The sequence below is a fragment of the Streptomyces anulatus genome (assembly GCF_000721175.1).
GTDB lineage: Bacteria > Actinomycetota > Actinomycetes > Streptomycetales > Streptomycetaceae > Streptomyces > Streptomyces anulatus_C.
In genome coordinates, this window is record NZ_JOEZ01000018.1 from 188,725 (window position 1) to 211,828 (window position 23,104).

The following is a 23,104-nucleotide window of genomic DNA, read 5'->3' on the forward strand; positions in this document are numbered from 1 at the left end:
CAGGAGCACCATGGACCCCAGACAGGAACTCGTCTCCTACCTGCACCGCCGACTCGTCGGTCCTGCCTCCGGCGAGAACGAGCTGCTCGACGCGCCGCCCGACCGTGAGTACCTGATGGGCACTCTGTATCCGCAGGAGGCCGATCTGCAGAGGCAGTTGGACCTCGCAGCGGAGGAGCTCGACGGCACCGGCACGGAGGGCGGCGCCGAGGACACGGCGCCCGCGGCGGACCCCGTGCCCGAGTCCAACTCCTGGCTGCCGTCCTCGCTCGGCCTCAGCTTCTACACCGACGCCACGACCGTCGACATCCGCTGCGCCGGAGCCCGCTACAGGACTCTCGCCGCCACCGGGGGGCGGGGCCGCCGCTGGGAACGCGTCCCGCTGCCCGAGGAGACCCACGCGCTCGGACCCGACCGGGACCACGTCCCCGTGCTCGACGGACGTGCCGAGATCCGCATCCGCAGGCGCGCCTTCGGCTCCGGACAGCTCGTCACCGTAGCTCTGGTCAACACCGCCCACCACGAACAGGCGCTCGGCAAGGCCGCGCAATGGGACCGGATGCTCTTCCAGGTCGAACTGGAAGCGCGGCCCGCGGACGGCGATGTGCTGCCCTACCCGAGCGTGCGACTGGCCAGCCGTGACCCGGAGGAACAGGAACTGCGCCTGCAGTACCGGCACGTCCGCACACACGCCGTCGGACACGGCTGCGCGGTCGAGGAACGATATGCCTCGCACGACGAGCACGACGAGCACGACGAGCACGACGAGCACGACGAGCGCGGCGAACGGGTGGTAGTGGCTGTCAAGGCCGCCGTCATGCCCGAGGCCGAGGTCAGCGCCGTACGGGCGGCCGGCTTCACCGGATCGCCCGTACTGAACGTGCTCCACCTCGCCGACCCCGCCGTGCCCCTCGCCCGACTTCACGAGGAGCTCGCGGAGTTCGCCGCCGACTACCGAGCCTGGTACGTGGGACAGCTGAACACCGAGGTCCCCGCCTGGGGCCGAGAAGCCGCCGACCGCGTCCTGGCCCGCATCAACGCCGCCGTCACCCGGATCGAGTCCGGCGTCCGAACCCTCTGCGATCCGGCGCGGCCCGAGCTGCTGCACGCCTTCCGTACCGCGAACCGCGCGATGGCCCTCCAGATGCGGCACTCCGCCCGCGATCAGGCAGGTGAACGCCGCGCCCGCCGCGACGCGGTGCTCCTCGACCCGGAGCCGAGCCCGGATGCCGTATGGCGGCCTTTCCAGCTGGCGTTCTTCCTGCTCGCCCTGGACGGCGTGGCCAACCCCCGGCACCGCGACCGGGCGACGGCCGACCTGATCTGGTTCCCGACCGGCGGCGGAAAGACGGAGGCCTACCTCCTGCTGGCCGCGTTCGCCATGGTGCTCCGCCGGGGCGAGGAGGGCGGTGGGGGCACCGCGGTGCTGAGCCGCTACACCCTGAGCCTGCTCACCACCCAGCAGTTCCAACGCGCGGCCACCACCATCTGCGCTCTGGAGACGCTGCGCCGCGCCGACCCGGCACCCTACGGTGACGAGCCGTTCTCCATCGGCCTGTGGGTGGGCGAGGCCACCTCCCCGAACTCGTACGAGAACGCAACCGCGGTCTTCGACGACGTGCGCGGTGCCGCCCGGCCCGACGACGTCTTCATCCTCGACCGCTGCCCGTGGTGCGGCACACGCATCATGCCCGCCCACAAGTCGCCCGACATCGGGGACTACGGAGTACGCGCCACCGCCGACTCGTTCACCTTCTACTGCCCGCGCGAGGAGTGCGCCTTCCACGACGCGCTGCCCGTCGCCGTCGTCGACGAGCAGCTGTACGACCGGCCGCCCACCTTCGTCCTGGGCACCGTGGACAAGTTCGCCCGGCTCGCATGGGAACCGCGCTCGGGACGGCTGTTCGGCGCGGGAACCGCGAACCTGCCGCCGTCCCTCGTCATCCAGGACGAACTGCACCTGCTCACCGGACCGCTCGGCACCACCGTCGGGCTGTACGAGGCGGCGGTGCTCGGGCTGTGCACCACCCGCGACGGCATCGGACCCAAGGTCGTGGCGTCCACGGCGACGATCCGCCGCTCCGGCGAGCAGATCCGGGCCCTCTACGGCAGCGACGCCCAGCTCTTCCCGCCCGCCGGAGTCGACGCCCGGTACTCCTACTTCGCCGAACCCGACACGTCCCGGCCCGGCCGCCGCTACCTCGGCGTCATGGCCCAGGGACACACGGCGGGTCGCGCCGCCGTCGCCACCGCCGCCGCGATGCTCCAGGGCGCCCACGAACTCCCGGAGGAACATCGAGACGCCTACTGGACGCTGGTCGCCTACCACCACAGCCTCCGCGAACTCGGCCGTACGGTGACCGCCGCGGCCGATGACATCCCCGCACAGCTCACAGGCCTGGATTCGGGGTCGGGAATCCGGGGACTGGCGGACCACCAGGTGCAGGAACTCACCAGCAACCTGCCGCGCGCCGAACAGCCCGTCCTCCTCGACCGGCTCGAAAAGCCCTGGTCCGACACTCAGTCGGTGTCGTTCCTGCCCTGCACCAACATGCTGTCCGTCGGCATCGACGTGAAGCGGCTCGCGCTGATGCTCATGCAGGGGCAGCCCAAGACCACGGCCGAATACATCCAGGCCACGAGCCGGGTCGGCCGGCACACCGTGCCCGGTCTCGTCGTCACCTTCTTCAACGCCACCCGCCCCAGGGACCGGTCGCACTACGAGACCTTCGACGTGTACCACCGCTCGCTCTACCGGCACGTCGAACCGACGAGCGTCACCCCCTGGTCCGTGCCCTCACGTCGGCGCGCCCTGCACGCCGCGCTGGTCATCCTCGTACGCCACCGCCTCGGCCTCGCCGCCGAGAACCAGGCCGGGCACATCCTCGACCGGCTGCCCGAAGTGGAAGCCCTCGGCGGGCAGCTGGCGGAACGGGCCGCCGCCGGTGAACCGTATGCCGCCGACGCCGTGCGCAAGGAGGTCGCGGAACTCCTCGCCGACTGGGAGGACGCCGCGCGCGAGGCCCGCAAGAACGGCCGCGAGCTGTACTACCGCAGCCAGGGCAAGGGACAGTCCAATCTGATCAAGAGCTTCGAACAACGCTACGGCCTGTGGGAGACACCGAACTCCATGCGCAACGTCGACCGGGAATGCCAGGTGATGGTGAAGGGGGCCGACCTGTGAGCCGAACACTCCGTGTACGCCAGTCGCAGACCGTTCTGCCGTTCGGCGTCGGGGCCGTCTTCGACATCCAGGGCGAGTCGTTCGTCGCCACGGGCATCGGCGACTGGCCGCAGAAGGCCAGACAGCGCGTCGAGTCGCCCCGGCTCGCGGCCCGTCTCGGCGTCACCGGCTTCTACGCCGCGCCCCCCACGGCCAACGACCGCTTCGACACACCCGACGCTCCCGGAGCCCCCTACATCCGCTTCCCGTCCTGGCTGTTCTGCGGGGCCTGCCGCCGTATGAAGCGGTGGCGCATCGCCGATGAGAAGCCGGGTCAGCCGCCCCGCTGCCCGTCCTGCTCACCCGGCCGGACCCTCGCCCCCATACGGTTCGTCCAGATCTGCGCGGCCGGTCACCTCGGCGACGTCGACTGGTGGTTCTGGGCACACTCGCGGCGAGAAGCAGGCGAACGGCGGCAGTGCGGCGAACGTGAGAAGCTCCGCTTCCTCGTGTCCGAGCGCGCCTCCGGCCTCGAAGCGCTCTCCGTCACGTGCACGGCCAAGGGGTGCGGGGCCTCCCGCGACCTGCTCGACATCCTCGGCACGCACGGCATGCGCTGTTCGGGACGTAACCCCTGGCAGCGGGCCAACGAAGCCACAGAGTGCGTCATGCCCGTACAGATCGTGCAGCGCACAGCGGGCAACCTGTACTACCCGGTGGTGCACTCGGCGCTCGACATCCCCGAGTCGGACGCGCCTGCCTCGCACGGAGACGAGGAACGCGCCGGACGCGTACGCGAGCACGACCTGTGGGTGTCGCTCTGCCGGGTCGCCGGCACCCCGCGCGCCGACGTCTTCCGCACGATGATCCAGGAGGACACCGGCGCCGAAGACCGGCTTCTCGACGCCCTGCTCGCCGAGGAGACCGGGCAGCCCCTGCCCGTCGCATCGTCCGACCCGGCAACGGCGCCCGCCCGCCCCGACCTCAGTCGCGAGGAGTGGGTCGCCTTCACCGCACCGGCCCCGCCCGCCACCCGGGACTTCGCACTGCGCGGGACCACCCTCGGACTCGCACAGGAGACCGCCGAACCCTGGGCCGGCCTGCACCGCCGCATCGGCCGGATCGTGCTCGCCGACCGATTGCGCGAGGTGCGCGCACTGTCCGGCTTCAGCCGGGTCTCCCCGGACGCGTCCCTCGTCCCCGCCGACACCGCCCGGCGCCTGAAATGGCTCCCTGCCGTCGAAGTCTTCGGCGAGGGCATCCTCCTCACCCTCGACAAGGACGAACTCACCTCCTGGGAAGGCGCCCCAGAGGTGTGCCGGCGGGTCGCGGGCATGCGCGCCGACCTCGACCGGTCCTTTCAGAAGGAACGGCTCCAAGCCCTGACCGGGGAAGAACTCTCCCCGCGTTTCGTCCTCCTGCACACACTGGCCCACCTGCTGATCCGCCAGCTGTCCTTCGAATCCGGCTACACGACTGCCAGCCTGCGCGAACGCGTGTACGCACGCCCCGAGCAGGACCAGTACGGCATCCTCGTCTACACCGCCGCGGGCGACGCCGCAGGCACCCTCGGCGGGCTCGTGCAGCAGGGCGAGCCGCCGCGTCTCGCCGAGACCCTGCTGCGGATGACCGAAGCCGCCGCCTGGTGCTCCGCCGACCCTCTGTGCGCCGAACACACCGGCCAGGGCTTCGGCAACCTCAATCGCGCGGCTTGCCATGCCTGCGCCCTGCTGCCCGAGACGAGCTGCGAGACCGGCAACACCCTTCTCGACCGCGCTCTCGTCGTCGGCGGCGAACAGGTGCCCGGCTATCTGGAGGCGATCGTCACGACCGCCCGGAACGCCGCGGTGGACGCCCTGGAGGAGATGTGACCCTCACCTACCTCGACCTCGTACCGGAGCAGCGCGCCTGCCTCGAAGGCCTCCCCTTCGACGGCAATCACCTGATCAGTGGTCCGCCGGGCAGCGGCAAGAGCCTCCTGGCGGTCCAACGGGCCATCATGCTCGCCCTCACCGGAACCCCGGCAGTCCTGTTGACCCGGTCCAATCTGCTCCGCCAGTCACTGGCCGCGACCGTCCACGCGCTCGGACCGGCGGACCGCGGCGTGCGCGTGGCGACCGCACACGCGTGGCTCACCGAGTGGTACGGCGGACAGCCCCCACGCGGCACCGACGGCTGGTTCGACTGGCCCGACCTCTACGACCGTGCCGGGGAGACCGGCCCGGTGCCCGGACTCACCCTGGTCGTCGACGAAGGCCAGGACCTGCCCCCGGAGTTCTATCGCCTCTGCCGTCTGCTCGGAGCCCGAACGACGGTGTTCGCGGACGAATGCCAGCGGCTGACCGACGCCAACTCCACGCTCACCGAGATCGCCGGGCGTCTGGGCCGCTGCACACGCCTCGCACTTGAGGGCAACCATCGCAACACACGCCAGATCGCGTCCTTCGCCGCCCACTTCCACACGGGGGCCGGCCTGCCCGCCCTCCCGGAACGCGAGGGGCCGCCCCCGCGACTGCACCGCCTGCCGCCCGGAGGCGCAGCCGACCTGCTGATCCTTCTGGCACAGAGGCGCCCGCAGCAGAGCATCGGCGTCATCGTGAACTCCACGCACATCCAGTTCTCACTGCTCGGCAGTCTGGAGCGCAGAGCACCCCGGCTCAAGCCACAGCTGTACACCTCCCGGGCCCGAGCGGCACAAGGCCGCTACCGCACGCTGGACCTCGGCCGCCCGGGGATCGTGCTCGTCCACCGGGCGAGCGCCAAAGGGCTGGGATTCGACACCGTCGTCATCCCCGACACGCATACGGACGCGGCGTTCGATCCCACTTCGGCTGCCCTGCGCATGACCTATTACGTGCTGGCAACCCGGGCACGACATGAACTCCATCTGGCATACGAGGGAGAAGCGGAGCCACCGTTGTGCGCTCAGATGGGGCCCGGTGACCTGCTGCGCGGATGACGAAGTCCATGGAGGCGTGCCGGCCCTGCGCGGTCAGCCGACGTCGATCACGACCTTGCCCTGCGCGGTGCCACGCCCGACGGCCCCACGGGCGCCGGCGACGTCGTCGAGGGTGAAGTGCGGGGGGGCGAGCACGGGCTTGAGACCCCCCGCCTCGGCCGAGGCACGGGCTTGAGAGCCCCCGCCCCGGCCGAGGGCGGCCGCTCGCTCATGACGTCGCCGTGGTGCTCCCGCCCGCTCCCGGTCGCAGGGCCGGCCGGGTGAAGACGCCGGAGCAGGTCGCCCCACAGAAGGACAAGGGCGCGATCCTGTGGGTTCCCCGGTCCAGCGCGCCCACGACGCGACCCGGGCGAGCAGGCACCACCTGAAGGCGGGTGGTTTCCCCGGCGTCCGTCAGCCGTGAAGCCCGCCGCAAGCCGCGCACAGCCCGGACGCGAAGGCTCCGTACGGCCCAGGTGCAGTGGTGGCCCGTGCAGGAACGGACGACATTTGGCGAGGTGCTGTTTCCACGGGAACCGAGAACGGAGCAAGTCCTTGCAGCAGGCCACACGGACCTCGCAATCCATTTCGACTCCAGAGCAGGTTGAGACGCACCTGGGTACTTTGGAGTTTCCGCTCGGTATTCCCACCGAAGAGACCGCGAAGCGCGTCTACGACCACGTGGACCACGTGCACGCGGTCAGCGCCTTTCTCGACGCGTACTCCGGTGTCAGCATGTGGGCGTTCCGCAGGGGATTTCTCGCAGCGGGGATCCAGGACCACGACGTCATGATCTGCTCGGAGTTCATGGATCCGAAGAGCCTGGTGCTCACCGGAAACGCGGACACCGTCTATTTCGTGACGTTCCTCGACCTGACCGAGGGGCCCATGGTCGTGGAAATGCCCCCACGCACCCTCAGTTTCGTCAACGACATGTGGTTCGGCTGGGTCGTGGACCCCGGTCTGCCCGGACCCGATCGCGGGGTGGGCGGCAGGTACCTCTTCGTGCCACCCGGATATGAGGGCCCGCTGCCCGAGGACGGGTTCTTCACGTGCCGGGCGCGCACCACGCGGCTGGTCCTGGGCGGGCGGGCGTTCCTGGAGGGCGACGACCCGAAGCCGGTGGCCGAGCGCATCAAGGAGGGGCTGCGCCTCTACCGCTACGTCCCGGGACTGTACGGAACGAGTCTCGCGGAGATCGTCACCGGTGGCACGGCCCCGCCGCTGCCGTGGACCGCGGAGACATGGACCGCCGCGCTCCAGGAACCCGCCCCGCCCCGCTTCGTCGAAGGCACCGGACTCTCCATGAACACGGTCCCGCCCTCGGACGCGACGTACTTCGACTTCGCGAGTGAACTGGTCCATGACCAGCCGGCGGAGGCGCTCGATCCCGAGATCGCCGGTGCTCTCGCCGCGATCGGGATCGTCAAGGGCAAACCCTTCCAGCCGGACGCTCGTATGAAGAAGATCCTCACCGAAGCGGCCGCGGTGGGGAACGCCACGGCCCGCACGCTCGCCGTCCTCCCGCGACCGGCGGAGGGAGCGCACTACTACGGCGCCTCCTCCCAGTGGCTCAACGGCCTGATGGCATCAGGCTACGACTTCATGACCCCACCGGCGAGGGTCACCGACACGGGCGTCGAGCCCTGCCCGAGCGACGGCGCCCGGAAGCTCAACCTGCGGGCCTGGTGGTGGTACTTGGCCGTGGGCATCAGCCCGGCGTTCTCGACGGCGCTGACCGGTATCGGCTCGCAGTATGTGTTCGCGTTCGCCGACCGGGACGGCCGGCCCCTCGACGGCGGCAGGAACTACCGTCTGGTGCTGCCGCCGGACATCCCCGCCGCCAGGTTCTGGTCGTGCACCGTGTACGACAACCAGACGCGCTCGATGCTCGACACGCCGCAACGATTCCCCCGGGCCGGCAGCCAGGCCTACCCGAGCCCGGCAGCGATCGCTGATGCCGACGGCACGACGACGGTCCACTTCGGGCCCGACCGGCCCGACGGCGTGCCGGAAGGCAACTGGATCCAGACGATGCCGGACAAGGGATGGTTTCCGGTCCTGCGGCTCTACAGTCCCCTTCAGCCGTTCTTCGACAGGACCTGGCGGCCGGGCGAGATCGAGGCGGTTGACTGATCGCGGCGTGCGGCTGCGGTGATCCGAAGGCGCGAGGAGCCGGAGTACATCCTCGCCCGCACCGGCCGATCACCGCGCTTCGCGGCCGGCAACGACGACGTGGACATCGACATCGAGATGCTGCGATCTCCTCAGTTCGCCCTCCTCGTCGTGCACGACGACGACGAGCGGGAGTGCGCCTGATGACGGCGGCACTGGCCCTCACGGTGGGCATCGCGGCGCGCCTGGCCGGACTGCTGCGTCTCGGTTTCCTCGCCGGTTTCATCTCCGAGCCCGTGCTGAAGGGCTTCATCGTCGGCCTGGCGCTGACGATCATCGCGGGCCAGCTGCCGAAGCTGTTCGGTGTCGAGGGCGGGTCGGGCGATTTCTTCGAGAAGATCTGGGCCCTGATCAAGGACCTCGGAGGAACCAGCGGCCTCACCGTCCTGGTCGGCATCGGCAGCCTCGCACTCATCTTTGTTCTCAAGCGGGTCGCCCCGATGATGCCCGGCTCCCTCATCGCGGTGGCGCTGGGAATCGCGGCGGCAGCGGGCTTCGGCCTGGAGGACCACGGTGTCGAGGTCGTCGGCAGCGTCGAGGCCGGCCTGCCCTCGTTCGGCTTCCCCGACGTCTCGCTCGACGACCTCGGCGACCTGGTCGCCGGGAGCGTGGGCGTGCTGCTCGTCGCCTTCGCCGAGGGACTCGGAGCGGCGAGGAACTACGCCGCCCGCGGCCACTACGAGGTCGACGCCAACAGCGAGCTGATCGGGCTCGGGGCCGCCGGCGTCGGCGCCGGTCTGTCCAGCGGCATGGTGGTCAACGGCAGCCTCTCCAAGACCGCCGTCAACTGGTCGGCGGGCGCGCGCACCCAGCTCTCGGGCATCTTCGCGGCCGCCCTGACCGTGATCACGCTCCTCTTCCTCACCGGCCTCTTCGAGAAGCTCCCCGAGGCGGTGCTCGCGGGGGTGGTGATCGCGGCGGTGGTCGAGCTGGTCGACATCCCCTCGCTGGTCTCTCTCTACCGCGTCTTCACCCGCAGGCTCGGCCAGGCCTACGGCGTCGCCGCGCGGCCCGACTTCCTCGCCGCGATCGCGGCGATGCTCGGGGTGATGGCGTTCGACACGTTGCCCGGCCTGTTCATCGGCATCGGCGTCTCCTTGCTTCTGCTGCTCTACCGCTCCTCGCGTCCAGTCATCAGCGAGCTGGGGCAGCTGCCCGGGAACGGACACTTCGCCGCGCTCGACAGGTGCGCGGACAGCCGCAGGATCCCGGGCCTGACCGTGTTGCGCGTCGAGGGCGGCATCTACTTCGCCAACGTGGAGCGGATCCGATCCGAGGTCCGCAGGGTTGCCGCCCGGAAGGAGGTGACGGCGGTCGTGATCGACGCCGAGTCGATTCCCTTCGTCGACGTCAGCGCCGTACGCATGCTCGACAACGTGGCCGGGGAGCTCGAGGCCCTCGGAGTCCGGCTCCTGCTTGCCCGTGACACGGGGCAGGTGAGGGACGTGTTGCGCACAGCCGAGGCCAGGGCGGAACTGAGGCGCGTATATCCCACCGTGCGGGCGGCGGTCGACGCGGCCAGGGCCGGCACGTGACTCGACCTGTCGACACGGTGCCCGCCGAGCCCCGACGCGCACGGGCACCTGAGCCGAAGCCGGTCCGGGGAGGCTGAGCCGGGTGACGGAGCTCAGCCGGGAGGGCGGCCTCGGCCCCGGCCGCCGCCAGGTCGGCGGGGCCGCTGGCCCCTGGAACACCTGGGCACACAGCTGACTGCAATGCGACTCGTTGTATTCTCCGGAAACCGCCCTTGACCTGCTATCAGCGGGCAGGGAGCAGACGAATCGGGAGCATTTTCATGTTTCGTACCATGTTCAAGTCCAAGATCCACCGGGCCACCGTCACCCAGGCCGACCTGCACTACGTCGGTTCCGTGACGATCGACGCCGACCTGATGGACGCCGCCGACCTGCTGCCCGGCGAGCTGGTCCATATCGTTGACATCGACAACGGCGCCCGCCTGGAGACGTACGTCATCGAGGGCGAGCGCGGCTCCGGTGTCATCGGGATCAACGGCGCGGCCGCACACCTCGTGCACCCCGGTGACCTGGTCATCCTGATCAGCTACGCACAGGTCGACGACGCGGAGGCCCGTGCCCTCGTGCCGCGGGTCGTGCACGTGGACGCGGACAACCGGATCGTGGCGCTCGGCACCGACACCTCGGCTCCGGTGCCCGGGACCCGTACGGAGCGGAGCCCGCAGGCCGTCGTCGCGGGCGGCTGAGGCCCCGTCCGCGTTTCCGGACGAGCGCCGTCCGCGTCGACGAGCGAGAGAGCAGGAGCCATGGCGGAGAACGCAGCCGTAGAGATCAGGGACGACCGGGAGCACGGCAACCTCGTGGCGTACGAGGGCGGCGAGTCGGCCGGGACCATCGCGTACTTCGTCATGGACCCGGCTCCCGGCGCGCTCGTGGCCGTGCACACCGTCGTCCGGCCCGAACACGAGGGCAAGGGCGTCGCAGGAGCGCTCGTGCGGGAGTTCTACGCCATGGCCGCCCGCGAGGGCGTCCCCGTCGTTCCGCTGTGCCCCTACGCGGCGAAGTGGGCGCAGCGCCACCCCGACGAGGCGCCCGAGGCGCCGGCCGAGCTCGTCCAGGAGGCGGAGCGGCAGCTCAGGAACCACCCCGAGCTGTTCTGACCGGTCCGCACCCCGGCACCACGCGTCCCGGGGCGGGTCAGGCGCCCAGTAGGCGGCCCGGGGCCGACTCCGGCACCTTTCGTGTCGACGGTGGTGGTCACGGCGACCTGGCAGGACTCGGGCACCTTGCCCGAGTCCTGCCCGCTCCGGGCGGGCCGGACCGCGCCGGCACGGCTGCGTGCGCCGCTGTCGCCGGGCGTACGTGTGGACTCGGCAGGCGCGGGCAGCCGCACCGGGAGACGGTGGAGGAGAGTTCCATCTGTCCTGTTCGTGCAGTTGTGGAGGAAAGCGATGACCCATCCGTACCCCGACCCCGTACCGCCCTCGCCGACGCCTCCGCCCGTACCGGGCCCGCCCACTCCGGTGCCCGGTCCGCCGCCCGTGCCGCCGGGGCCCGGGCCGGTGCCGCCAGGTCCTGCGCCGGACCCGATCCCGCAGCCGCCGGCCCCCGGACCGGACCCCGTACCGGCTCCGGAACCCGAGCCCCAGCCCGCCGGGACGTGACCGAGGGCCCGCCTCGGCCCGCCTCGGCCGGACCGAGGCGGGCCGTGTCGCCGGCCGGCCGTTGCGTCGAGGGTCGGAGCCTGGTGGAACGTCGTGGCCGGCAGGCTTTCGAGCACGGCCCGGGTGGCGTAGTGCGCCTGTCCCGTGATCTGTCCGTCGACGCCGCGGATCGAGGCCGGCGTGGTCGGCCAGGCGGCCCCGGCCTACCGGTATACCGCCCCGACCGCTCAGGTGCTCTGACCGCTCAGCGCGTCCGCTCGCTCAGACGCCCCGCTCGATCAGCGCGTCCGCGTGCGCGAGACCGCTCTCCGCGGCGATGGCGTCCATCGACTGCGCGTCCCGCACCGTCGTGAACGTCACCGCCGCCCCGTCGTGCCCCGGCCCGCCCTGCCCGGTCGTGCTCTGCCCCGCCACCGTCCGGAATCCGTACACCGCGGGTCGCTGCAGGCTGTTGTACGCCCACGGCGTGGAGAAGTAGTACGCCCCCGTGTCGTACAGCACCACCACGTCGTCCTCGGCCAGTTCCGGCAGCTCCCTCCCGTACGCCACCACGTCCCCCGCGAAGCAGCACGGCCCCGCGATGTCCTGCGGCAGCACCGGGCCCGTCTTGGGGTTGCCGTCCGGGCCGAACGCCCCGATCCGCAGCGGCCAGGCGTCGGGCATCAGGACGGTGCGGGTGGCGGTCTGCGCACCCGCGTGGGTCAGCGCGATCCGGCGGCCCCCGGCGTCCTTCGTGTACTCGACCCGGGCCCCGATGAACCCGTTCTTCGCCAGCAGCGACCGTCCGAACTCCGTGACCAGAAGGTAGCGCCCGGAGAAGAGGCCGGGGGCCGCCGCCGTCAGGGCCGCCACGTAGTCCGTGTAGGCGGGGTGCACGGTCTCGTCGGCGAAGTTGACCGGAAGTCCGCCGCCGATGTCCAGACTGGTGACCTGTCGGACGCCCAGCGTCGCGTTGATCTCCTCGGCCAGCTCGTACGTCTGCGCCACCCCGGCCGCGATCAGCTCCAACGGGCACCCCTGCGAGCCGACATGGGCGTGCAGACGGGTGAGCCACGGCCGCTCCCGGAAGGCCCCCACGATCGCCTCGCGGGCCCCGGGGTCGCGCAGCGCCACTCCGAACTTCGCCGTGTCCGTCGCCGTGCTCATCGGTCCGATCGCGCCTCCGCCCACCTGGGGATTGACCCGCAGCCCGAGTACCGAGGCGGTGCCCGGGTTCCGGAGTGCGTCGATGCGGCGCAGTTCGTCGAGGCTGTCGGCGTTGACGGCCACGCCGAGGGCGAGCGCCAGCCGGATCTCCTCGCGGGTCTTGGCGGGGGAGTCCAGGACGATCCGGGACGCGGCGAACCCGGCCTCCAGGGCGAGGCGCAGTTCACCGGGGCTCGCCACCTCGCAGCCCATGCCGCAGTCGGCGAGCAGGCGCAGCACCGGGATGAGGGAGCAGGCCTTGGCCGCGAACGTGTGCAGCACCCCGGGTGTGGCGGCGAAGGCGTCGTGCAGGGTCCCGACGGAGGCGCGTACCCCTTCCGTGTCGATGAATCCGGCGACCGGGCCGTCCTCGCCCAGCAGCCCCTGCTGGACGGCCGCTCGGACGGCGGCGTCAAAGCGGGCGGCGGGCGGTGCCGTGCCGTTCTCGTGGTGTGCGGGAGTCGTCTGCGTCATACGGCCAGAGTCCCTGATGGCTGCCCCCGGGTCTTCGGCGGCACGGGGGCGCTCGGCTGCCCGGCCCCGCGCGGGTGAGCGCCCCCGGACGGCGTCGGGCATGCACGCACTCCACTACGACGGTGAAACAAAGGCCTTGACGACGGTGAAACAGGGCCTTGACGACGGTGAGACAGGGCTTCTACGACGGTGAAAGAGGGCACTCGCGATCGTGAACGGGCTCGCAGCCACCAAGCCACGTCCTGCGTCGGCCGCACCCGGGACGGAGCGGCCGGGGGAGCACTGGACCGGCCCCGAGCGCCGGCCGGCTCAGCCCGCCTCGATCTCGGACCGGTCGCCGCCCCAGAGCGTGTGGAACGAACCCTCCCGGTCCGTACGCCGGTAGGTGTGCGCCCCGAAGAAGTCCCGCTGCCCCTGGGTGAGCGCCGCGGGCAGCCGGTCCGCACGCAGCCCGTCGTAGTACGCAAGCGCGGCGGCGAAGCCCGGGGTCGGCACGCCCTGGCGCACAGCCTCGGCCACCACCGCCCGCCAGTCGTCCTGTGCCGCGCCGATCTCCTGTTCGAACTCCTTGTCGGAGAGCAGGCTGACCAGATCCGGCCGGGAGTCGTAGGCGGCGCGGATGCGGTCCAGGAACGCCGCCCGGATGATGCAGCCCGCCCGCCAGACCGCCGCCACGGAGCCGAGGCCGATGCCCCAGCCGTAGGCCTCGCTGCCCGCCCTGATCTGGTGGAAGCCCTGTGTGTACGAGACGATCTTGGAGGCGTACAGGGCCTGCTCCACCCGGTCCGCGAACGCTGCGGCCGCCGCCCCGTCCAGCGGCTTCGGGGCGGGCCCCGGGAGGTCTTGCGCCGCCTCCCGCAGGTCGGCGTGGCCGGACAGCGACCGGGCGAAGACCGCCTCGGCGATCCCCGACACCGGGACCCCGAGGTCGAGGGCGATCTGCACGGTCCAGCGCCCGGTGCCCTTCTGTTCCGCCCGGTCCCGCACGATGTCGACGAACGGCTTCCCGGTCGCCGCGTCCGTGTGGGCGAGGACCTCCGCCGTGATCTCGATGAGGTACGAGTCCAGCCGCCCGGTGTTCCACGTACGGAAGACGTCGGCGATCTGCGCGGGGGAGTACCCGGCGACGGCGCGCAGCAGGTCGTACGCCTCGGCGATCAGCTGCATGTCCGCGTACTCGATGCCGTTGTGGACCATCTTCACGAGTACTGGGAGGCGATGCTAGCACTGTGCCTGTTACCTGCGTTTTCCCACGTCAAGCACGGCGCAGTGCGATTCTGCCTCGGCGGCTTTTGGCCGTGCGAGGCGGTCTTTGGCGGGGGTTGTGCTGACCTCTTGCTGAGTTTACTGATGGGTCGTCAGGCGTGGATGGGTGGAGTTCCGACCCACTGAGGGCATTCTGCGCACTCGCTAACCAGACGTGGGCGACCGGATTTCGCGGAACCGGACTGTCCTGGTCGCTCGGGCCTACTTGCGCGCCGTCACGACACCCTCACGCGCATCGCGGCGGGCTTGGGGATGTCCGTCGGCACCGTTCACGCATACGTCACTGCCATCTTCGGTCTGCTCGCAACGGTGCTCCGGCCCTGCTGAAGGTGCTGCGCGTGAGTGCCCCGGACTTACGTCTTCTACCCGAGCGACGTCATCGGCAAGGTGGGCTCCGTCCTGGACCCGCAGCTGTTCAACGTCGACGGCCTGGTTCGCGACGGGTACGACGACTCCCGTGCCGACGCACTGCCGCTTATCGTGCGGCGCTCCGGCGCCGAGCGGCCGCAGGCCATGTCCGACGACGGTCTGCTGCCCGCCGAGCGCGATTTCCGCTCGCTGAAGGCGAGCACGGCGGCCCTCGACAAGGACGACGCGGCCGAGCTCGGTGAGGCTCTGGAAACCAAGGGCGAGCTGAAGGGTGTCGAGAGCATCTGGCTGGACGGCAAGGTCCACGCCGACGCGCTCGATCGCAACCTCACCCAGATCGGCGCCGACACCGCCTGGCAGTCCGGTCGTACCGGCAAGGGCGTCAAGGTCGCCGTGCTCGACACCGGCGGCGACCAGACCCATCCCGACCTCGCGGGCCGGATCAGTGAGACCAAGGACTTCTCGGGCAGTGGCAGCACGCTCGACAAGCAGGGCCACGGCACCCATGTCGCGGCGACCGTGGCAGGCAGCGGCGCGGGTGCGCCGGGCCTCCGGTCCGGCGTCGCGCCGGACGCCGACCTGATCGTCGGCAAGGTCCTCGGCGATGACGGCTCCGGCTCGGACTCGCAGGTCATCGCCGGTATGGAGTGGGCTGTCGCACAGGGTGCGAAGGTCGTCAACATGTCGCTGGGCAGCGGACCGACGAACGGCACCGACCCGGTCACCCAGTCCCTCGAAGCACTGGCCACCTCGTCCGGCACACTCTTCGTGGTGTCGGCCGGTAACAGCGGCCCGAACATCAGCACCGTCTCGGCCCCCTCGATCGCCCCGCACGCCCTGTCGGTAGCCGCGGTGGACTTCGCCGGCGGCACCGCCTCGTTCTCCAGCCGCGGCCCGTCCTTCAACGGAACGGTCAAGCCGGAGATAGCCGCCCCCGGCGTCAACGTCGTCGCGGCCCGTGCCACCGGCACGAACCTCGGCACCGTGCAGTCGGACCCGGCGTACACGGCACTGTCCGGTACGTCGATGGCCGCCCCGCACATCGCCGGAGCCGCGGCCCTGCTGGCCCAGGAGCACCCCGACTGGACCCCGGACCAGCTCAAGCACACACTGATGGGCACCACGACCGCTCCGCTGAACGGCCAGTCGCTGTACGACGTCGGCACCGGTGTGCTGAACCTTCCCGCCGCGCTGAAGCAGACCGTCGTGGCCGACGCGGGCGCCCTGGACTTCGGGCGCCTGGACGTCGCCGACGGCACCGCGACCCGTACCGTGAAGCTCACCAACAAGGGCGGCGTGACCGTCGCCCTGGACCTCACGGGCACGCTGGCCGCGACCGGTTCGCCCGCTCCGGCCGGCCTCCTGAAGCTCTCGACGTCCGCCGTGACGTTGGGCGCCGATGAGTCCGCCGAGGTCAACCTCACCGTCGATGCCACAGGCACGCCGACCGGCACCTACACCGGCTCCCTGACGGCGCTTCCGGCAGAAGGCGGCCAGGCGCTGCGCGTCCCGCTGCTCCTGGACCGGGCACAGTCCCTCAAGGTCACCACGCTCGACCGCGCCGGAAAGCCCGCGGCCGCCCAGATCTCCCTGCTCAACGCAGACAGCGGCGCCGCCGTGAACGCCGAGGTCCGCGCCGAGGGCACCCGCGACCTGCGGGTCCCAGAGGGCCGCTACATGGGTCTGGCGATGATCGGGATGACCATCGACGGAGTCCGCCAGATCGCCATCGTCAGCGCCGACCTAAAGGCCGGTTCGAACGAGCTGGTCTTCGACGCCCGCAAGGCCCGGCGCTGGACCGCGTCCCTGGAGGGCAAGGACACCAGGCCCGAGTTCATGGCCGGCAACCTGAGCCGTACGACCGACGACGGCAAGTTCGGCATCCGGCACAGCATGCTGGCCGACGGCGCCTACGGAGCCTTCCCGAAGGACGCGCTCTGGATCACGCCCACCACCGAACCCCACCTCGGCAAGGTCGCGTTCAACGAGCGCTGGCGCCTGGCCGACGCGGACAGCGACAACGCCGTGGGCGACGCCTCCGCCCTCTACGACGCTGCGTACGCCGAGACCGAGGTCGGCGACGACCCCGAGCGACGGCTGACCCGCGACGAGGTCGAGACGTTCGCCAAGGTTCGTACGACCTACCGGGGACTGAACGAGAAGCTCCGCTACCAGGAGGGCAGCACGGTCTACGGCACCGGCCTGGGCGGCCTCAACTCGTCTTCGCCGTCCTGGGTGATGGTGCCCCGGGAACGTACCGAGTACATCCAGGCCGAGGACCGGACCTGGCTGCGGTTCAGCTACCGCAACCAGGGGGTGTGTCGATGAACTACACGCCGGCGCAGTTCACCTACCGGCCGGGCACCAGCACGAAGTACACCTGGCTCGACGGGCCGTTCTCCGTGCTCGCCACCGGCCAGTCCACCGGCGCGCGCCTCCAGCTGAAGATGGACGACAGCGTCAACCCGGGGGGACGCGTCGGGCAGAACGGCGACTTCAACTCCCCCCAGCGTGTCCAGACCACGACCCGGCTCTACCGCGACGGAACCTTGGTCGCCGACCGGGGCTCGCTGATCGACAAGACCTTCGCCGACGCCGGCAAGGCCTCGTACGAGCTGAGCCGCACGTACACCTCCGCCGGCATCTTCCCGATGGGCGGCGAGGCGACCTCCAAGTGGACCTTCACCGCTGGCGGCGCCGGTGACACAGCGAACCCGGTGAACCTGCTCAACGTGTCGCTCGACGCACCACTGAACAACCTCAACCAGGCACGGGCCGGCCTCCCGCTGCTGGTGAAGGCCGATGTCACGGGGGCGGTCGAGGGGCTGCGCAAGGTTCGCGCCTGGGTCACTGCCGACAACGGCGCGACCTGGAAGCAGGTCCTGGTCGTCGGTCACCACGGGAGCTACGGGTTCCTCGCACCGCACACGGCGCTGAAGTTCGGTGGGTTCCTTGGTGTCCGTGTCACGGCCGAGGACGGCAGCGGCAACACCGTGGACTCCACGCTCCCCCGGGTGATTCCGGTCGGGTGACCTTGAGCTGACGACATGACGGTGCCACCGCTCCCCCCGGGGCGGTGGCATCTTCGCGCTACGCCCCCGGCCGACGCAGCGCGGCCAGGGCCGACTGGTAGCACTTGGGCGACTCCCGTCCCCTACGGGCTCGTAACGCGATCTTGCTAAGGTGTGCTGGTGGGGCGTAACCGGTGTGACGATTCGGCCGTTCGTGAAGGTGTGGGTACTCGACCGTGGATCGTGGACGATGAGTTGTGGGCGTTGATCGAGCCGTTGCTGCCGCCGTGGCCGGATCGGTCGCCGGGACCGCGGCCGGTGTCGGACCGGCTCTGCCTGCAAGGCATCCTGTTCGTCCTCTACAACAACATTGCCTGGCAACTGCTGCCGTTGGAGCTGGGGTTCGGCTCGGGGCAGACATGCTGGCGGCGGCTGGACCGATGGCAGAAGGCAGGGGTTTTCGACCGGCTGCACCGGGTCCTGCTCGCCGAACTGAACGCGGTCGGCGAGCTCGACTGGTCGCGGGCGTGCGTGGATGGTTCCCACATCCGCGCGAAAAAGGGGGACCCAACACGGGTCCGTCGCCGGTCGACCGGCGGAAGACGGGCAGCAAACACCTCCTAATGTTGTTGTCAAGCCGCTGGTGTGACGGGGAGTTCACGTTCAAAGCACCGTCCGTCACGGATCAGGGCCCAAAGAACGTTCACCCGTCGCCGGGCCAGAGCGAGGACGGCTTGGGTATGCCGTTTGCCTTCAGCGCGCTTGCGTTCGTAGAAGCGACGAGACTCGTCACAACTGCGGATGCTGATCAGCGCGGAGGTGTAGAAGACTCGCTGGAGGCCACGGTGGTAGCGCCGGGGCCTGTGCAGATTGCCGCTGACGTTGCCGGAATCTCGGGGCACCGGAGCGACCCCCGCGAAGCTGGCGAGGCGGTCGGAACTGCCGAAACGGCTCATGTCACCGGCGGTAGCCGCCAGGAACTCGGCACCCAGCAGTGGCCCGATCCCGGGCATGCTGGAGATCACCTTGGCGAGCTCGTGTTCGCGAAACCGAGCGGCGATGAGCTTGCCGATCTGTGCGATCTGCTCGTTGAGAGCGATCACTTCCTTCGCCAGGGTGTGAATCACTTCTGCGGTGATCTTCTCTCCAGGGATAGCGGTGTGCTGACGTCCGGCTGCCTCCAGGACGGTCTCGGCGAGGGCGTCGGCGCCCCGGACTTTACGATTCCTGAGCCACGTCTGCAGCCGGTTGCGGCCGGTGCGGCGCAGGGCAGCTGGGGTCTGATAGCCGCTCAGGAGGATCAGCGGGCTGGCGTTACCGAGATCCAGCACGCGTTCCAGTGCGGGGAAGATACTCATGAGTTGGCCGCGGAGACGGTTGACCCGGCGCGTGCGGTCCGCAGTGAGGTCAGAATGACGGTCGGTGAGAATTCTGAGCTCAACGACATTCTCATCGTCAGGCTGCAGGGCCGTCAGGTCCCGGCGCATCCGGGCCTGATCAGCGATAACCGTCGCATCCTTAGCGTCGGTCTTGCCCATGCCCCGATAGCCGGCGGATGCCCGATTGACCGCCAGACCCGGTAGATAGACGAGTCGTTGCCCGTGATTGAGCAGCATGTTGATCCACAGTGCTGCCATGCCGTCGGCGACGTCGACCGCCCAGACCACGTCCTCGTCGAGGGTGAGGGGCCTTGCCCCCGGATCTTGAACACGTCTATGCGGCTCGGGCCAGGCTAGTTGATGTTGAGTGGAAGGTGTTCTCGAAGACGATGGGAGATCGCTGTCCGAGCCGGGAATGCCGACGTCGGGTGTTGTATCGGGTCAGCCAACGGAAGGCGTCGAGCCGGGCCTCGCGCTCGTTGGTCCAGCCCTTTCGCCCTTGCAGCGTCTCCCTTTTGAAGGTCGCGTTGAACGACTCCGCCAGTGCGTTGTCCGCGCTGGAACCGACTGCGCTCATGCTCTGTCGGACCCCGGCTGACCTGCAGGCTTCGGCGAAGGCCCGGCTCGTGTATTGGGCGAGTTCAACCCGTCGTTGCAACACCGGGCTGTTGCAGCGAGCGTAGCTGCTCTTCGAAGACCTCGGCCGGTGTCCGCCAGCCGAGGATCTTGCGGGGCCGGTTGTTGATTGCCATGGCGACGGCTTCGAGGTCCGTGGACGACCAGCGGGAGAGATCAGTGCCTTTCGGGAAGTACTGACGCAGCAGCCCGTTCGTGTTCTCGTTCGTCGGTCGCTGCCAGGGCGAGTGCGGATCGGCGAAGAACACCTTCGTCCCGGTATCGAGAGCGAACTGGGCATGGCCGGAGAGTTCCTTCCCGCGGTCCCAGGTGAGGGTCTTGCGTAGCTGCTCGGGCAGCTGCGTCATCGACGTGATGAGTGCCGCGTTCATCGCGGTCGCGCCGTAGCCCCCGAGCGAGGGGCCGTTCTTCACGGGCGGATTCTCACCCCAGCCCTCGAGCCGGGGAAGGTGCACCAGGAGTGTGGAGCGGCTGCTGCGCTCGACCAGCGTGCCGATCGCGGAGCGGCCCGTCCCGATGATCAAATCGCCTTCCCAATGTCCGGGGACCGCGCGGTCTGCGGCCTCGGCGGGGCGTTCGCTGAGGACGACATCGGCGGTGACGTGCCCCTGCGGTTTGTTCTGCGAGCGCGCCCGGGGAGTCCGCAGCGCCCGACCGGTACGCAGGCACGTGACCAGTTCCCGCTTGAGCGCGCCACGACCCTCGATGAACAGCGCCTGGTAGATCGCTTCGTGGCTGATGCGCATGGACCCATCATCGGGGAAGTCGACAAGGAGCCGGTGTGAAATCTGCTCCGGGCTCCATGCCGTCGCCCATCTTCTGTCCTGCCGGTGCGGCTTGTTCAGCCCCTTCCACGGGGGTGTCCGCGGTCCTTCGACGACCGTCCCGTCAGGTCGATGAACGTTCCCGGAAAGCCTCTCCTGCACGTACTCACGCAACCGTTCGTTCTCCAGGAGCTTCGCGCTCTTCGGGCGCTTGGCCGCCTCCTGAGCCTTCCACTGGGCGACCGTCGCGCGGTACTCCTGCTTGCCGCTGCGCGTGGCGGCGTTGCGGCGCAGTTCGCGAGAGATCGTCCCGGGGTCACGCCCCAGGGCGCGGGCGATCTCGCGCACGCCCTTGTCCATCGCCCTGAGGATCGCGATCTCCTCGCGCTCCTCGAACGCGAGGTACCGGCCCGTGGGCTGGGCCAACGAGATCGGAGGCATGCCGCCAGCGTGGCGGAACCACCTCGCACCCACCGGCCACGACACCCCGACCGCCAACGACGCCTCCACCGTCGTGACCCCCGTGGCGATCAGCCGCCAGAACTGGCGCTGCACGACTCGAGACGGATCAGGCCGCCCCGGTGAACGCATCGCCGGCCGCAACGCACGATCAGCGCGCCACTGCCGACGCCGACCCTCCGGAACATCGCTTGTCTTCAAACTCCAGTCCGCCGTGGCCACGTCGCACACCTCCGAGATCAAAGTGTTGCGACGACCAGTTGAATTCACCTTGCGCTCCGTGGTCGGTGTGCATGACCGCTCCGGCGAGGCTGCCGCGAGTCCGGACCGCGGCCGCGAGGGCGTCGGTGACAAGGTCAGTTCGCATGTGATCGGCGATCGCCCACCCGGCCAGACGGCGCGAGTACAGGTCGATCACGGTCGCGAGGTAGCAGAACTTCCCGCCGCCGACGGCGAGGTAGGTGATGTCGCCGACGTACTTCGCGTTCGGAACCTCGGCGGTGAAGTCCCGGCCGATGAGGTCCGGGGCCTTCGCCGTGGCCGGGTCCGGGACGGTGGTGCGGTGCCGACGGCGGAGACGGACCCCTTCGAGGCCGATGGTCCGCATGATCCTCGCGACGCGCTTGTGGTTCACCGCCAGGCCGTCGCCGTCGCGGAGCTCGGCGGTGACCCTCGGGACTCCGTAGGTGCCGTCGGAGTCCTGATGGACCGTGCGCATCCGGACTGCGAGCCGGGCGTCGGCGGCCTCGCGGGCCGCCCGGGCAGGGGCGGTGCGGCGCCAGTAGTAGAACGTCGAGCGGGCGATGCCCAGGATGTCGCAGAGCCGCTTGACGCCGAACCGGCGCTGGTGATCGTCAACGAACTGGCAGCGGGTCACCAGCGCGTCTCCGTCGCGAAATACCGGGCCGCCTTGCGGAGAATGTCGCGTTCTTCTTCGAGCTCGCGGATCCTCTTCCGTGCGGCGGCCAGCTCTTCCTGAACCGCGCCACCGACGGACTGTGCAGCGGCCGGCGGCACGGAGTGGGCGCCGGAACGGCGTCCGTCGGCGGCACGGATCCAGTTCCGCAGCGTCTCGGTGTTCACCCCGAGATCACCGGCGACCGACTTGATCGTCGCACCCGGCCTCGACCGGTACAACGCGACCGCGTCCGCCTTGAACTCGGCGGGATAGTGCTTCATCCCCACGGGGACTCCGTTCTCCTGGACCATCAAGATCCAAGTGTCTACGGTGTCCAAAATCCGGGGTCAGGGCCCGTCGAGTCGTCGCCCGTCACATTGCACAGCCTCGCGGCCACGGCGACGTTCGTTCTGGTTGTCGACCTCGACCACAAGCAGCTCCAGATCATTGAGGAGCACCGCACGGGCGGGATCAAGTTCCGGTTGGAAGTCACCGGCACGGCCCTGACAGACGGCAACCTCGAACGCATCGGGGTCGGCAGTATCGAGTACGAGATCAGCCACAGCAACTGGGCGGCGATCCTTGAGCAGATGCAGTACCGCCGCCTGCTCCTGATCGAGCTGGACGTACCCGACGGCAACCTGTCAGCAGAGTTCGCCGAAGCTCTCGACTACTACCGCGACGCCGAGAAGCAGTACGGCAACGAGAAGTGGCGCCACACCGTAGAAGCGCTCCGTCAGACCCTCGCGGTGCTCGTCGGCAAGAAGGCTGACGACGAGGACGAGACGGCAGACGTTGAAGCGGTGGCGAGGGCGCTCCGCAAGGAGTCGCGGATGACGGACGTCGGCTACCCGCCGCGCGTCGAACTGGTACGGCTGGCTCTCAAGTTCATGTGCGACCTGGGAGCACATCCGGAGATCACGAAGACGACCAAGACCGAGGCGTACTCGGCTCTTCTGATGGTCGGCGGCCTGCTGCACGGGTGGAGACGCTGAACACGCAGGTCGGCCCGCGGTGCATCAAACAGTAGATCTGGCAGATCAACCGTGTGCCGGCCCCGAACCTTGGGGCGAGCAAAGCTACCGACGCTCATGTGGTTCGTGGATACATCCCGCAACTCGTCGCCGCTTGGTGCTCCTCGGCTTTATCTAGCCTGCGCGTTTCATCTGGGGTTGCGTCCGGATCATGATCGGAAAAGCGAAAGTGCCTTCTGAGCTGCAACGATGAGGCTTGTCTAGGGTCTCGATC

Annotated in this window: 15 protein-coding genes and 5 pseudogenes; 13 read left to right on the top strand and 7 right to left on the bottom strand. The window is 69.8% G+C overall.

What is annotated here, in order from left to right; genetic code table 11:
• The first annotated feature begins 10 nt into the window (after positions 1-10).
• The 8 genes from IG90_RS0122865 to IG90_RS0122905 all read left to right on the top strand — a co-directional run bounded on the left by IG90_RS0122865 (position 11) and on the right by IG90_RS0122905 (position 10,911).
• Positions 11-3,184, top strand: a complete 3,174-nt coding sequence (locus IG90_RS0122865) for a helicase-related protein (RefSeq protein ID WP_030587545.1) — start codon at positions 11-13, stop codon at positions 3,182-3,184.
• On the top strand, positions 3,181-5,034 hold the full coding sequence (gene drmB, locus IG90_RS0122870) for a DUF1998 domain-containing protein (protein ID WP_030587548.1): 1,854 nt from the start codon (positions 3,181-3,183) through the stop codon (positions 5,032-5,034). Before IG90_RS0122865 ends, drmB begins: the two co-directional genes overlap by 4 nt.
• Complete coding sequence (locus IG90_RS0122875) at positions 5,031-6,122, top strand: DEAD/DEAH box helicase (protein ID WP_030587552.1); 1,092 nt, start codon at positions 5,031-5,033, stop codon at positions 6,120-6,122. The genes drmB and IG90_RS0122875 overlap by 4 nt, the downstream gene beginning before the upstream one ends.
• Before the next feature lie 603 nt (positions 6,123-6,725).
• Positions 6,726-8,237: a DUF1254 domain-containing protein gene (locus tag IG90_RS0122885; RefSeq protein ID WP_233436061.1), complete on the top strand. Its 1,512-nt coding sequence runs from the start codon at positions 6,726-6,728 to the stop codon at positions 8,235-8,237.
• A gap of 18 nt (positions 8,238-8,255) precedes the next feature.
• Positions 8,256-8,420 carry a hypothetical protein gene (locus IG90_RS44360; protein ID WP_157846334.1) on the top strand — a complete coding sequence of 55 codons (165 nt, stop codon included), beginning with the start codon at positions 8,256-8,258 and terminating at the stop codon, positions 8,418-8,420.
• Positions 8,420-9,811, top strand: coding sequence for a SulP family inorganic anion transporter (locus IG90_RS0122895; RefSeq protein WP_030587557.1), 1,392 nt, complete (start codon positions 8,420-8,422; stop codon positions 9,809-9,811). Before IG90_RS44360 ends, IG90_RS0122895 begins: the two co-directional genes overlap by 1 nt.
• A 260-nt stretch (positions 9,812-10,071) precedes the next feature.
• Positions 10,072-10,497, top strand: a complete 426-nt coding sequence (panD, locus tag IG90_RS0122900) for an aspartate 1-decarboxylase (RefSeq protein ID WP_030587559.1) — start codon at positions 10,072-10,074, stop codon at positions 10,495-10,497.
• A gap of 60 nt (positions 10,498-10,557) precedes the next feature.
• The gene (locus IG90_RS0122905; RefSeq protein ID WP_030587564.1) at positions 10,558-10,911 is read left to right on the top strand and encodes a GNAT family N-acetyltransferase; all 354 of its coding nucleotides are present in this window, start codon (positions 10,558-10,560) and stop codon (positions 10,909-10,911) included.
• Between the two features lie 765 nt (positions 10,912-11,676).
• Here IG90_RS0122905 and IG90_RS0122910 read toward each other — a convergent pair.
• Together IG90_RS0122910 and IG90_RS0122915 are read right to left on the bottom strand one after the other, a co-directional pair.
• Entirely contained in the window at positions 11,677-13,074 is a 1,398-nt protein-coding gene (locus IG90_RS0122910; RefSeq protein ID WP_030587567.1) for a type III PLP-dependent enzyme domain-containing protein, read from the bottom strand.
• A gap of 309 nt (positions 13,075-13,383) precedes the next feature.
• Positions 13,384-14,277 (bottom strand): annotated as a pseudogene (locus IG90_RS0122915) (NADP(+)-dependent, decarboxylating phosphogluconate dehydrogenase); the annotation flags it as partial.
• Between the two features lie 220 nt (positions 14,278-14,497).
• Between IG90_RS0122915 and IG90_RS46070 the strand changes: the two are divergent.
• The 4 genes and pseudogenes from IG90_RS46070 to IG90_RS43695 form a co-directional block, all read left to right on the top strand.
• Positions 14,498-14,705, top strand: a pseudogene (locus IG90_RS46070) (transposase family protein); the annotation flags it as partial.
• 148 nt (positions 14,706-14,853) lie between these two features.
• The gene (locus IG90_RS0122920; RefSeq protein ID WP_411572640.1) at positions 14,854-17,037 is read left to right on the top strand and encodes a S8 family serine peptidase; all 2,184 of its coding nucleotides are present in this window, start codon (positions 14,854-14,856) and stop codon (positions 17,035-17,037) included.
• Entirely contained in the window at positions 17,034-17,741 is a 708-nt protein-coding gene (locus IG90_RS0122925) for a hypothetical protein (protein WP_030587575.1), read from the top strand. The genes IG90_RS0122920 and IG90_RS0122925 overlap by 4 nt, the downstream gene beginning before the upstream one ends.
• A 201-nt stretch (positions 17,742-17,942) precedes the next feature.
• Positions 17,943-18,337: pseudogene (locus tag IG90_RS43695) on the top strand (transposase); the annotation flags it as partial.
• A gap of 15 nt (positions 18,338-18,352) precedes the next feature.
• On the opposite strand, the pseudogene IG90_RS0122935 reads toward IG90_RS43695, so the two are convergent.
• The 5 genes and pseudogenes from IG90_RS0122935 to IG90_RS47130 all read right to left on the bottom strand — a co-directional run.
• Positions 18,353-19,405, bottom strand: a pseudogene (locus tag IG90_RS0122935) (IS110 family RNA-guided transposase); the annotation flags it as partial.
• A gap of 28 nt (positions 19,406-19,433) precedes the next feature.
• Positions 19,434-19,736 (bottom strand): annotated as a pseudogene (locus IG90_RS42305) (integrase core domain-containing protein); the annotation flags it as partial.
• Positions 19,737-19,740: 4 nt separating this feature from the next.
• Positions 19,741-21,159: an IS30 family transposase gene (locus IG90_RS0122940; RefSeq protein ID WP_078585370.1), complete on the bottom strand. Its 1,419-nt coding sequence runs from the start codon at positions 21,157-21,159 to the stop codon at positions 19,741-19,743.
• Complete coding sequence (locus IG90_RS0122945; RefSeq protein WP_078585371.1) at positions 21,110-21,835, bottom strand: IS3 family transposase; 726 nt, start codon at positions 21,833-21,835, stop codon at positions 21,110-21,112. The genes IG90_RS0122940 and IG90_RS0122945 overlap by 50 nt, the downstream gene beginning before the upstream one ends.
• The gene (locus IG90_RS47130; RefSeq protein WP_209443562.1) at positions 21,832-22,137 is read right to left on the bottom strand and encodes a transposase; all 306 of its coding nucleotides are present in this window, start codon (positions 22,135-22,137) and stop codon (positions 21,832-21,834) included. The genes IG90_RS0122945 and IG90_RS47130 overlap by 4 nt, the downstream gene beginning before the upstream one ends.
• A gap of 96 nt (positions 22,138-22,233) precedes the next feature.
• On the opposite strand from IG90_RS47130, the gene IG90_RS0122955 reads away from it, so the two are divergent.
• Entirely contained in the window at positions 22,234-22,851 is a 618-nt protein-coding gene (locus tag IG90_RS0122955) for a hypothetical protein (protein ID WP_030587593.1), read from the top strand.
• Positions 22,852-23,104: the final 253 nt, after the last annotated feature.